We start from the raw sequence: 11,960 nt of genomic DNA, 5'->3' as shown, positions 1-11,960 counted from the left end.
TGGGGGCCCCCCGCTGGGGGGGCGCCCAACTGGCATTTCTGGGCCCTCTGGGCCAGGCGCCACCCCGGCGTTGTCTAGGGTGGACTCGTGATCTACGGAGGTAGCAATGGCTGAGCGTTCAGGTGACCGTCGAGGTTCCGGCGACCGGAAGGGCGCGCCGCGCGCCGGCGGGGCGTCAGGCGGACGCGCCGGTGGTGCTGGCCGTGCTGGAGCTGGCCGTTCCGGTGCCGGCCGTTCCGGTGCCGGCCGTCCGTCCGGGGGATCTCGGCCCGACTCGGCCCGACGCGGCGGGTCAGACCGCCGTACCGATACCGAGCCGCGCACGCCTCGGCGTCAGGATCCGGAGATCCCCGAGGGGGTCACCGGCAAGGAGCTCAGCCGGGACGTCTACAGCCAACTGCGCGGACTGCCCGAGCGGGTGGCCGCCACGGTGGCACGGCACTTGGCTGCTGCAGGCGCGCTGATCGACTCCGACCCCGAAGCTGCCTACCAGCACGCTCTCTCCGCCCGCAGCCGCGCTGGGCGGCTGGCCGTGGTGCGGGAGGCGGCCGGCGAGGCTGCCTACGCCGCCGGTCACTATGCCGAGGCGTTGGCCGACCTCCGGGCCGCCAAGCGGATGAACGGAGCCACGGCGTACCTGCCGATCATGGCTGACTGTCACCGCGCGTTGGGGCAGCCACAGCAGGCCGTCAAGCTCGCTCAGAGCCCGTCCGTGGCGAACTTCCGCCCGGAGGCGAAGGCCGAGATGACGATCGTGGAGGCCGGGGCTCGCCGGGACCTGGGGCAGCTGGACGCCGCGTTGCGGGTGCTCGAGCAGGCGCCGTTGAACTCCAAGAGCCGGGAACCCTGGGTGGTGCGCCTGCGGTACGCCTACGCGGACACGCTGCTGGAGGCCGGCCGCGAGACCGACGCCCTGGAGTGGTTCCACCGTACGTTCGCCATCGACGGCGACGAGCTCACCGACGCCGCGCAGCGCGCCGAGGAGCTGGAGAAGCGCCGCTGAACGTCGGCGTCCGTCCCCCTCAGCGTGCCCCTCAGCGTGCCCCTCAGCGTGCCCCTCAGCGTGCCCCTCAGCGGCGCAGCGCGGTGACCTCGACACGGGGGCCGGTGCGACCGGAGCCGAACTGGAAGCCACTGCGGTACTCCAGGTCGATGCCCTGCACCAGCAGTCGACCCTGACGGCGTGCCTCGAACCTGAGCAGCAGCGAGTCGCCTGAGCCGAAGTCGATGGTGGCGCCCTCGACCTCATCGAGACTGCGACAGAAGGCCGTGGCGTCCCGGGTGGACACGATGGCCCCACCGCGACACACCAGGGCGGTCGCCGTGCCCGGCCCGACCACCTCGAAGTCGATGCTGCGCACCGTCAGGGACCGGTCCCTCATCTCCCTGGGGCCGAGCACGCCGACGTACACGGTCTCGCTGATCGGGAAGGTGGCGGTGACCGTGCCCTCGGGTGAGGGCAGCGGAGCCGGGCTCAGCGCCAGCCACCCCAGGACGCTGCCGACGAGCAGGACGATCGGGATCCACACCAGCGGACGGAACCGGGGGCGGCGCGCCGTCAACGAACCGTCCGCAGAAGTGGAACGTGCTTCAGTCATGGCCGAATCGTGCCAGACTTTCGCCATGACGACACCGAAGCGCCCAGCACTCGAAGGGACTGTCGCAGTCCGTGGCGATCGCCGCCTCAGTTTCGCCGAGTACGGCTCCCCGCACGGTGAGGCGGTGGTGTGGATGCACGGCACCCCGGGGGCGCGTCGACAGATCCCCCTGGAGGCGAGGGCGTACGCCGAGGCGCACGGCATCCGGCTGATCGGCATCGACCGGCCGGGCATCGGCTCGTCGACGTCGCACCTCTACCCGGTCCTTGCGGACTGGGCTGCGGATCTGGAGATCCTCTCCGACACCCTGGGCCTGGGCGCCCTGCGGATGGTGGGACTCTCCGGCGGCGGCCCCTACGCGCTCGCCGCGGCCGCGATGCTTCCGGACCGGGTCGTCTCCGTCGGTGTGCTCGGTGGCGTGGCCCCTACCCGAGGCCCCGAGGCGGCGGCCGGCGGACCGATCAATCTGGCGGTGCGGCTGGCTCCGGCGTTGTCGATCGCGCGTGTGCCGTTGGGGATCGCGCTGACCAACACCATCCGAGTGATCAAGCCGTTGGCGGGCCCGGCGATCGACACGTACGCCGCCTTCCAGCCTGCGGGTGACAAGAAGCTGCTCGGCCGTCCCGAGTTCAAGGCGATGTTCCTCGACGACCTGCTCAACGGCAGTCGCTTCCAGACCTCGGCCCCCCTCAACGACCTGGTGCTGTTCACCCGGGACTGGGGCTTCCGGGTCGCCGACATCTCCCAGCCGGTGTGCTGGTGGCACGGCGACGATGACCACATCGTCCCGTTCAGCCACGGACAACACATGATCTCGTTGCTGCCCAATGCCCGGTTCAAGGTGATCGCGGGGGAGAGCCACCTCGGTGGCCTCGGCATCCCGCGTGAAGTGCTCGGCACGGTGATGGAGCTCGGGGTCACGCCGCTGAGACCGATCGAAGAATCCCGCCCCACCGGGCAAGTCTGACTGGTCTCAGGTGGCTTCATGGGCCACAATGGACTCACAACTTCACTACTGCACGTTGTACATCACTGGATGACTCCGACATCGCATGGTCGCTGGGGAAGGCGAACCTGCCGAAGATGAAGGAGGAACCCGGTGACCGCACCTGCAACCAGCACCACGGCCACGAGGGGACTGCTCTACGTCCACTCCGCGCCGTCCGCGTTGTGCCCCCACGTCGAATGGGCAGTCGGTGGGGTCCTCGGCGCTGCCGTGAACCTGGAGTGGATCCCGCAACCGGCACAGCCCGGCACCTACCGTGCCGAGTTGTCCTGGACCGGGTCGGTCGGCACCGCCGCGGCCGTCGCGTCCGCGCTGCGCGGCTGGAACCACCTGCGCTTCGAGATCACCGAGGAGCCCACGGCCAGCTCCGAGGGGGAGCGCTTCTCCTACACCCCTGACCTGGGCGTCTTCCACGCCGTCACCGGGCTGCACGGCGACATCATGATCCCCGAGGACCGACTCAAGGCCACCGTGGTCAAGGCCTCACTGGGCGGCGACGACCTGATGACCGCCATCGACAAACTGCTCGGCAAGCCCTGGGACGACGAACTGGAGACGTTCCGGTACGCCGGCGAGGGCGCACCGGTGCGCTGGCTGCACCAGGTCGTCTGAGACGCGCTCAGACCGTGCGGAAGGCGATCGCCACGTTGTGGCCGCCGAAGCCGAACGAGTTGTTCAGCGCGGCAGCATCGCCGGCCGGCAGGTCGCGCACCTTGTCGGCGAGGTCCAGACCGACGTCCTCGGGGTCGTCCAGGTTGATCGTCGGCGGGACCTTGCGGTGATGCAGCGCCAGCACGGTGGCCACTGACTCCAGCGCACCAGCGGCTCCGAGCAGGTGGCCGGTCATCGACTTCGTCGAGGTCACCACCACGCGATCGACCGCTGACTCGAGGGCCTGTCGGATCGCCCTGGCCTCGGCCACATCCCCCTGCGGGGTCGAGGTGGCGTGCGCGTTGATGTGCACGATGTCGGCCGGAGTGAGACCACCCTCGACCAACGCCCGGCGCATCGCCCGGGTCGCACCGAGTCCCTCGGGATCGGGCTGGGCGATGTCGTGCGAGTCGGCGGTGATCGCCGCGCCAGCGGCCTCGGCGTACACCTTCGCACCGCGGGCACGAGCGTGCTCCTCGGACTCCAGCACCAGGGCGGCACCGCCCTCGCCCATCACGAAGCCGTCCCGGCCGGCATCCCAGGGGCGGGACGCGGCGGCCGGGTCGTCGTTGCGCTTGGACAACGCCATCATCCGGCTGAACGCGGCCAGCGGCAGCGCATGGATGGCGGCCTCGGTGCCACCGACCACCACCACGTCAGCCCGACCCAGCCGGATCAGGTCGATGCCGAGGGCGATCGACTCGTTGCCTGAGGCGCAGGCAGACACGGGTGTGTGTACGCCGGCGCGGGCGCCGATGGTGAGGCCGACCGCGGCAGCGGGGCCGTTCGGCATCAGCATCGGGATGGACAGCGGCGAGACGCGCCGCGGGCCCTTCTGGAGCAGCGCGTCGTAGTTGCTGAGGAGCGTGGTGACTCCGCCGATGCCCGACGCCATCGCGACGGCGAGCCGTTCGGTGTCGACGAGCGGGTCGGCGCCCGCTTCCACGGCGAGTCCGGCATCGGCCCAGGCCTCGTTGGCGGCCACCACCGCGAACTGGCCGGAGCGGTCCAGGCGCCTGGCCCGGACCCGCTCCAGCTGCTCGGTGGGTTCGACCGCGACAGTGCCGGCGATCCGGGTCTCCAGGCCCTCCGCCCACTCGTCGGTCAGCTGGGTGACACCGGAGCGGCCGTCGAGCAGGCCCTGCCACGTCGATGCCACGTCGCCACCGAGCGGCGAAGTGGCACCGAGACCGGTGACCAGGACGCGACGAGTGGTGACCATGCTCAGCCCTTGGCGTTGATGATGAAGGCGACGGCGTCGCCCACGGTGGTCAGGTTCTTGACCTCGTCGTCGGGGATGGTGACGCCGAACTTCTCCTCGGCGGCCACCACCACCTCGACCATCGACAGCGAGTCGACGTCGAGGTCGTCGATGAAGGCCTTGTCGAGCTGGACGTCCTCGACGGGGATGCCGGCGACCTCGTTGACGATGTCGGCCAGGGCGGCGCGGACGTCCTCGGATGCGGGTGCGGTGCTGGTCATGGTGTTCTCCTCATGGGTGTGGGTGAGCTGGAGGTGTGCGGGTTCACGGGACGGTGACGACCTGAGCGGCGTACGCCAGACCGGCACCGAACGCGACGAGCAGGGCGGTGTCGCCGCTGCTCACCTGGCCCTCGGCGACCAAGCGGTCGAGAGCCAGGGGGATCGAGGCTGCCGAGGTGTTGCCCTGCTCGGCGATGTCACGGGCGATGGTCACCCGGTCGGGAAGCTTCATGGCGCGAGCCATTGCGTCGGTGATGCGCATGTTCGCTTGGTGCGGCACGAAGGCGTCCAGGTCGTCGACGGTGAGCCCGGCCTGTTCCAGCGCCTGGCTGGCGACCTTGGCCATGGTGAAGGCGGCCCAGCGGAACACGGCGTTGCCCTGCATCACCAGATGCGGCATCTGCGGGTCGGGGTCGGCGATCACCGACTTCCAGTTCTCACGCTGGGTGATCAACTCGTCCTGCTCACCGTCCGAACCCCAGACCACCGGGCCGATGCCGGGCGTGTCGGTCGGGCCGACGAGCACTGCGCCGGCGCCGTCGGCGAAGATGAATGCCGTGGACCGGTCGGTGAGGTCGGTGATGTCGATGAGTTTCTCGCTGCCGATCACCAGCACGTGCCGGGCAGAGCCGGCCCGCACCATGTCCGAGGCCAGCGCCATCCCGTAGCAGAAGCCGGCGCAGGCGGCGGAGACATCGAAGGCGGCGGCCTGCTCGGTGCCCAGTTGGTGCGCGATCAGGGGCGCGGCGGCCGGCGTCTGCATCAAATGACTGATGGTGGCGACCAGCACGCAGTCGACCTGAGCGGCGTCGACGCCGGCGTGCTCCAGGGCACGTTGGGCGGCGGCGACGCCCATGCTGACCACGGTCTCGTCGTCGCCGGCCCAGCGGCGGGTGCGGATGCCTGAGCGTTGCTGGATCCACTCGTCGCTGGAGTCGATGGCGTCGACTAGTTCGGCGTTGGGGACCAGTCGGGTGGGTCGGTAGGAGCCGACTCCGAGGATCCCGGCGTACTCGGCGCCGGAGACGGTGGCGAGCCGGGCGCTCACGCCACCACCTCGGACTCGCGCCGTGCGGCGGCCGGCGCGGCGTGCCGGGCCACGAACTCGCGGGCCTCGTCGAGTTGGTCGGGGGTGTTCAGGGAGAACGTCTCCACCGGCTGCTCGGCACCGCGGAAGTAGCGCTTCGCGATCCCGGTCAGGGTGCCGGCCGGTGGCAACTCCAAGAGGCCGGTGACGCCCAGGTCACGCATCGAGGCCAGGCAGAGGTCCCAGCGGACCGGCCCGGCGATCTGGCCGACGATCCGGTCCAGCACCTCGGCGCCGTCGGTGACGACCTGGCCGTCACGGTTGGAGATGAACCGGGTGCGGGGGGTGTGGGTGGACACGGCGGCAGCCAGTGCGGCGACGTGCGCGACAGCGCTCTGCATGTGGGTGGTGTGGAAGGCACCGGCGACCTGGAGGGGGCGAAGTCGTGCCCCGGCCGGCGGGTCGGCGGCGAAGGCCGCCAACTGCTCGATGGTGCCCGCAGCCACGATCTGGCCGGGGCCGTTGTCGTTGGCGGGAGTCAGCCCGAACGCGGCCAGCGAGGCGAGCACGGCCTCCCGGTCGCCACCGAGTACGGCGGTCATCGAGGTGTCGGCAGCGGCCGAGGCCTGGGCCATCGCCCGGCCACGCTCGCGGACCAGCACCATCGCCTGCTCGGCCGTGATCGCGCCGGCGCCGGCGGCGGCGGCGAGCTCCCCGACGCTGTGACCGGCGACCGCGCCGACCTGCCCGAACGCCTCGGACGGCCGCGGGAAGAGGGCCAGGGCCGCCACCAGGCCGGTGGCCACCAGCAGCGGTTGAGCGATGTCGGTGGCGCGGATCTCGTCGGCGTCGGCCTTGGTGCCGGCGTGGGTCAGGTCGATCCCGGCCACGCTGGAGAGCCACTCGAAGCGGGTGGCGAACGTCGGGTCCTCGAGCCAGGGCGCGACGAAGCCCGGAGTCTGGGAGCCTTGCCCCGGAGCGACGACGATCAGCATGTCACCAACTGTGCCCTGTCGGGTCAAGGTGTCGCTCCTGCGGTGCTCACCACTACCGGTCGGTTTCTCTGTGAGAACCCTACAAAGATCCACCGCGTCCGGTGCTCCGGATCCGGGGCAGATGGCCTAGCCTGAACCGCGTGAACGACGACCCAGCAGGGCCCGACCGGGTGGCCGATCTGTTGCTGCGCGCGGTGGGCTCGCTGAGCACGGCCGCGACCGCCCGGATGGCGCGCGACATGCCGTGGTTCAGCGGACTCAGCGCCGAGGAACGATCGTGGGTCTCGCTGATCGTCCAGTCGGGTCTGCGGGGCTTCTCGGACTGGTATCGCGACGGGGGTCCGCCGGTCACCGAGCTCGAGGTCATCTCGCAGGTCTTCGGCGAAGCGCCACGGACCCTGACCGGCACCATCACCCTGCATCAGACCGTCGACCTGGCCCGACTGAGCATCGACGTGGTCGAGGAGCACCTGGACGGGATCGTGCCCGCATCCGACGCGATGGCCGTGCACACGGCGCTGTCGCGGTATGCGCGAGAGATCGCCTTCGCGACCGCCGAGGTGTACGCCCGCGCCGCGGAGCAGCGCGGCGCCTGGGATGCGCGACTGGAAGCGCTGGTGGTGGACTCGGTGATGCGCTCGGACAGCGACCAGTCACTGCTGTCGCGGGCCAGTGCGCTGGGGTGGTCAGGGCGCGGAGGGGTGGTGGTGGTGCTCGGCTCGGCGCCGGTGGACCGACCCGAAGGCGGGCTCTTCGAAGGGATCCGGCACCACGCCCGACACCTGGACCTCGAGGTGCTCTGTGCCGTCCAGGGGGAGCGACTGGTGCTGGTGCTGGGCGGCGTCCGGGACGCGGAGAAGGTCGCCCAGCAGGTGACCGAGCACTTCGGAGCGGGCCCGGTGGTGGCCGGCGGACCGGTTCCGGACCTGACCCGCGCCCACGAGGCGGCCCTGGACGCCGTCTGGGGGCTGCAGGCAGCGCCCGCCTGGGTCGAGGCGCCCCGTCCGGTGCTCGCCGACGACCTGTTGCCCGAACGGGTGCTGTGCGGCGACGAGACGGCCCGGGAGCGACTCCTCGCCGAGGTGTTCCACCCGGTGGCCGAGTCGGACACGCTGCTGGAGACATTGACCAACTTCTTCGGGGCCGGAGGTTCCATCGAAGGCAGTGCCAGGGCGCTCTTCGTGCATGCGAACACGGTGCGCTACCGGCTCCGGCAGGTCGCCGAACTCACGGGCCTCTCGGCCACCGATCCACGGGAGGCGTTCGTGCTCCGGGTGGCCCTGGTGGTCGGTCGCACCGAACCTTGAATTTGGCTCAAATCAAGGGGAAACGCTTGCGCGGGACCCCTGCCGTGGTTCACTGTTGCCCCCTTGCTGACGGAAGGCGGCCCGATGTCCGACTCGTTCGATCTGGAGTACGTGACCATCCACGGCCACCGGCGCGCCTACGTCAAGGCCGGGACCGGACCGGTGTTGCTGCTCCTGCACGGGTTGGCCTGTGACCACACCACCTGGGACCCGGTGATCCGCGAACTGGCCGAGCACTACACGGTTATCGCCCCGGACCTGCTGGGTCACGGCGACTCCGACAAGCCGCGCGCCGACTACACGCTGGGCGGCTACGCCAACGGGATGCGGGATCTGCTCACGGTGCTGGGCATCGACAAGTGCACCGTCGTCGGGCACAGCTTCGGCGGAGGGGTGGCCATGCAGTTCGGCTACCAGTTCCCCGAGCGCACCGAGCGGATGATCCTGGTCGCCCCAGGCGGTCTCGGCCCCGAGGTGACCCCGCTGATCAAACTCATCCAGGCGCCGGGCTGGGAACCGGTGATGCGGGTCGTCACCCAGCCGGGTCTGCGGCACGTCAGCACCGGGGCGCTGCGGGCGCTGTCCCTGCTGGACACGCCCTGGACCCATGACCTCGGCGAGATCGCCTCGATCGTGGACTCGTGGCAGGACCGCGGCACCCGATTCGCGATCCGCCACCTGGTCCGGGCCGTGATCGACTGGCAGGGTCAGATCGTCACCATGGGCGACCGCGCCTACCTCACCGAGACGATGCCGCTGCTCGTCGTCTGGGGCAGCCAGGACCGAGTGTTGCCGGTCAAGCACATCCAGACCGCCCGAGCGCTGGCGTCCCAGGCCGAGACCAAGGTCTTCGACGGAAGTGGACACTTCCCGCACAAGGACCACCCGGACGAGTTCACCGATGTGGTCCGCGACTTCATGGACAGCTACCCGGCCGCGCGCTACAGCAAGGTCAAGGTGCGCCAACTGCTGCGCCGCGGAAGCCTGATCCGGGTGCACCAGGCCGACGGCGGCGAGCCGCCGGTGGCACCGCTGCGGCAACTGACCACGGCCTGAGACCGCCGGGGCGCAACCGCCCCGGCGATCCCGTGCACTCAGGCGTCGCCGCCCTCCTGAGCGACACCGGAGACGGCCGTCGGGTCGTCGATCCGGAACTTCGCGGCTGCCTCCCGGGCCACCGACTCGTCGATCTCGCCGGCGTCGGCCAGCGCGGTCAGTGCCTGCACCACCACCGAGGCTGCGTCGATGCGGAAGAAGCGGCGCGCCGCAGGGCGAGTGTCGGCGAAACCGAAGCCGTCCGCTCCGAGCACCCGGTAGTCGCCGGGCACCCAACGCGCGATCTGCAACGGCACCGCACCCATGTAGTCCGACACCGCGACGAACGGACCCTCGGCCCCCGACAGGGCTGCGGTCACGTACGGCGTCGTACGGTCGCCGCTGACCAGCGCGGCGTCCTCGCAGGCGAGCGCGTCACGGGCCAACTCGTTCCACGAGGTCACCGACCAGGTGTCAGCGGCCACGCCGTACTCGTCGGCGAGGATCTGGGCCGCTTCGGCGATCCACGGGTAGCCGACCCCGGAGGCGAGCAACTGCACCCGCGGGCCGGCCCCGGTCGAGGTGGAGACCTTGTGCAGACCCCGCAGGATCCCCTCCACGTCCACGTCGTCGGGCTCGGCCGGCTGGCTGACCGGCTCGTTGTAGACGGTGATGTAGAAGATCACGTCCTCGGCGTTCTCGCCGTACATCCGGGTCAGTCCCGACTCCATGATGTGCGCCACTTCGTACGCGAACGCGGGGTCGTAGTGCACGACTGCCGGGTTGGTCGCGGCGATCAGCGGGGAGTGACCGTCGGCGTGCTGCAGGCCCTCGCCGGTCAGCGTGGTGCGTCCGGCGGTGGCGCCGATCAGGAACCCACGGGCGAGTTGGTCGGCCATCGCCCAGATCGAGTCGCCGGTGCGCTGGAAGCCGAACATCGAGTAGAAGATGTAGAACGGGATCATCGGCTCGCCGTGGGTGGCGTACGACGATCCGGCCGCGGTGGCCGACCCCATCGCTCCGGCCTCGCTGATGCCCTCGTGCAGCATCTGCCCCTGCGCCGACTCCTTGTACGCCAGCAGCATGTTCCGGTCGACGGCCTCGTACTGCTGGCCCGACGGGTTGTAGACCTTCGCGGTCGGGAACATCGCGTCCATGCCGAAGGTGCGGTACTCGTCCGGGGCGATCGGCACGATCCGTTTGCCGATCTCGGAGTCGCGCATCCACTCCTTGAGCAGCCGGACCACCGCCATCGTGGTGGCCACCTTGTTCTTCCCGGCGCCCTTCTTGAGCTCGGCGTAGACCTTGTCGCCGGGCAGCGTGAGCGGCTTGGACCGGACCACCCGTCGGGGCACCGAGCCGCCGAGCTGGGCGCGCCGCTCGAGCATGTACTCGATCTCGGGGGCGTTCTCGCCGGGGTGGAAGAACGGCGCAGTGCCGGTCTCGTTGAACGACCTCTCCAGATCGCGGTCCGAGATCGGCAGGTAGAGCCGGTCCCGGAACCGCTTCAGGTCGTCCTGGGTGAGCTTCTTCATCTGGTGGGTGGCGTTCTTGCCCTCCAGGGAGTCGATGGTCCAGCCCTTGATGGTCTTGGCCAGGATCACCGTCGGTTGACCGGCATGCTTGGTGGCCGCGTCGAACGCGGCGTACACCTTCCGGTAGTCGTGGCCACCGCGTGGCAGCTTCACGATCTGCGGGTCGCTCATGTGCTCGACCATCTTGCGCAGCCGGGGGTCGTTGCCGAAGAAGTGCTCACGGATGTAGGAGCCGGACTCGGTCGAGTAGGTCTGGAAGGCTCCGTCGGGGGTGCTGTTCATCCGGTTCACCAGGACGCCGTCGACGTCACGGGCGAGCAGGTCGTCCCATTCGCGGCCCCAGACGACCTTGATCACGTTCCAGCCGGCGCCGCGGAAGTTCGCCTCCAGCTCCTGGATGATCTTGCCGTTGCCGGTGACCGGCCCGTCCAGCTGCTGCAGGTTGCAGTTGATCACCCAGACCAGGTTGTCGAGCTCCTCGCGGGCGGCGACCCGGATCGCGCCGAGCGACTCGGGCTCGGCCATCTCGCCGTCACCGAGGAACGCCCACACGCGCTGGTCGGCGGTGTCCTTGATGCCGCGATTGGCCAGGTACCGGTTGAAGCGGGCCTGGTAGATCGAGTTGATGCCGGTGAGGCCCATCGAGACCGTCGGGAACTCCCAGAAGTCGGGCATCAGCCGGGGGTGCGGGTACGACGACAGTCCGGCGCCCACGCCGTGCTGAACCTCCTGGCGGAAACGGCCGAGCTGCTCCTCGGTCAACCGGCCCTCGAGGAAGGCGCGGGCGTAGATGCCGGGGGAGGCGTGGCCCTGGATGTAGATCTGGTCGCCGCCGCCGGGGTGGTCCTTGCCCCGGAAGAAGTGGTTGAAGCCGACCTCGTACAGGCTGGCCGACGACTGGTAGGTGGCGATGTGGCCACCGACCTCGAGGCCCTTGCGGTTCGCGCTGCTGACCATCACCGCCGCGTTCCAGCGGATGAAGGCGCGGATCCGACGCTCGGCCTCCTCGTCGCCGGGGAACCAGGGCTCACGCTCGGGCGGGATCGAGTTGATGTAGTCGGTGCTCCGCAGTGCGGGAACCCCGACCTGCTTCTCCCGGGCCCGTTCGAGCAGGCGCAGCATCAGGTACCGCGCGCGGTCGCGGCCCCGGTCATCGACCATTGCGTCGAACGACGACAGCCATTCGGTGGTCTCGTCGGGATCGATGTCCGGCAGCTGAGTGGGCAGACCCTCGTGGATGACTGACGGGGTCGCCGTCGAGTTCTGAGATGGTGTGTGGTTCACGTCGCCAATCGTTGCATGTGTCACACCGGGGGTGGTATCT

Annotated in this window: 11 protein-coding genes; 5 read left to right on the top strand and 6 right to left on the bottom strand. The window is 70.0% G+C overall.

The genetic code is table 11. From position 1 onward, the window contains the following. The first annotated feature begins 106 nt into the window (after positions 1-106). Complete coding sequence (locus tag JKG67_RS03760) at positions 107-1,003, top strand: tetratricopeptide repeat protein (RefSeq protein ID WP_203335877.1); 897 nt, start codon at positions 107-109, stop codon at positions 1,001-1,003. Between the two features lie 67 nt (positions 1,004-1,070). Here the strand turns inward: JKG67_RS03760 and JKG67_RS03755 are convergent, their stop codons facing one another. Then, complete coding sequence (locus tag JKG67_RS03755; protein ID WP_203335876.1) at positions 1,071-1,598, bottom strand: hypothetical protein; 528 nt, start codon at positions 1,596-1,598, stop codon at positions 1,071-1,073. 25 nt (positions 1,599-1,623) lie between these two features. On the opposite strand from JKG67_RS03755, the gene JKG67_RS03750 reads away from it, so the two are divergent. Together JKG67_RS03750 and JKG67_RS03745 are read left to right on the top strand one after the other, a co-directional pair. Continuing rightward, complete coding sequence (locus JKG67_RS03750) at positions 1,624-2,565, top strand: alpha/beta fold hydrolase (protein WP_203335875.1); 942 nt, start codon at positions 1,624-1,626, stop codon at positions 2,563-2,565. Positions 2,566-2,697: 132 nt separating this feature from the next. Continuing rightward, entirely contained in the window at positions 2,698-3,216 is a 519-nt protein-coding gene (locus tag JKG67_RS03745; RefSeq protein ID WP_203335874.1) for a DUF3145 domain-containing protein, read from the top strand. A gap of 7 nt (positions 3,217-3,223) precedes the next feature. Here JKG67_RS03745 and JKG67_RS03740 read toward each other — a convergent pair whose 3' ends face one another. Genes JKG67_RS03740 through JKG67_RS03725 form a run of 4 tightly spaced genes read right to left on the bottom strand, consistent with a single transcriptional unit; the run spans position 3,224 to position 6,759 of the window. Next, positions 3,224-4,477: a beta-ketoacyl-[acyl-carrier-protein] synthase family protein gene (locus JKG67_RS03740; protein ID WP_203335873.1), complete on the bottom strand. Its 1,254-nt coding sequence runs from the start codon at positions 4,475-4,477 to the stop codon at positions 3,224-3,226. 2 nt (positions 4,478-4,479) lie between these two features. Continuing rightward, the gene (locus tag JKG67_RS03735; RefSeq protein ID WP_203335872.1) at positions 4,480-4,737 is read right to left on the bottom strand and encodes an acyl carrier protein; all 258 of its coding nucleotides are present in this window, start codon (positions 4,735-4,737) and stop codon (positions 4,480-4,482) included. 43 nt (positions 4,738-4,780) lie between these two features. Continuing rightward, on the bottom strand, positions 4,781-5,785 hold the full coding sequence (locus JKG67_RS03730; RefSeq protein ID WP_203335871.1) for a beta-ketoacyl-ACP synthase III: 1,005 nt from the start codon (positions 5,783-5,785) through the stop codon (positions 4,781-4,783). Beyond that, entirely contained in the window at positions 5,782-6,759 is a 978-nt protein-coding gene (locus JKG67_RS03725; protein ID WP_203335870.1) for an ACP S-malonyltransferase, read from the bottom strand. Before JKG67_RS03725 ends, JKG67_RS03730 begins: the two co-directional genes overlap by 4 nt. A 140-nt stretch (positions 6,760-6,899) precedes the next feature. Between JKG67_RS03725 and JKG67_RS03720 the strand changes: the two genes are divergently transcribed. Beyond that, positions 6,900-8,066, top strand: a complete 1,167-nt coding sequence (locus tag JKG67_RS03720) for a PucR family transcriptional regulator (RefSeq protein ID WP_307816417.1) — start codon at positions 6,900-6,902, stop codon at positions 8,064-8,066. A gap of 84 nt (positions 8,067-8,150) precedes the next feature. After that, complete coding sequence (locus tag JKG67_RS03715) at positions 8,151-9,122, top strand: alpha/beta fold hydrolase (RefSeq protein WP_203335869.1); 972 nt, start codon at positions 8,151-8,153, stop codon at positions 9,120-9,122. A 38-nt stretch (positions 9,123-9,160) separates the two neighbouring features. On the opposite strand, the gene aceE is transcribed toward JKG67_RS03715, so the two are convergent. Beyond that, positions 9,161-11,920, bottom strand: coding sequence for a pyruvate dehydrogenase (acetyl-transferring), homodimeric type (gene aceE, locus JKG67_RS03710; RefSeq protein ID WP_203335868.1), 2,760 nt, complete (start codon positions 11,918-11,920; stop codon positions 9,161-9,163). Between the last annotated feature and the right edge of the window lie 40 nt (positions 11,921-11,960).

This window comes from Nocardioides limicola, from assembly GCF_016827675.1.
In the GTDB taxonomy this organism is placed as follows: domain Bacteria; phylum Actinomycetota; class Actinomycetes; order Propionibacteriales; family Nocardioidaceae; genus Nocardioides; species Nocardioides limicola.
Note: the sequence above shows the minus strand (reverse complement) of the source record. Positions and strands in the feature narration are given on the sequence as shown.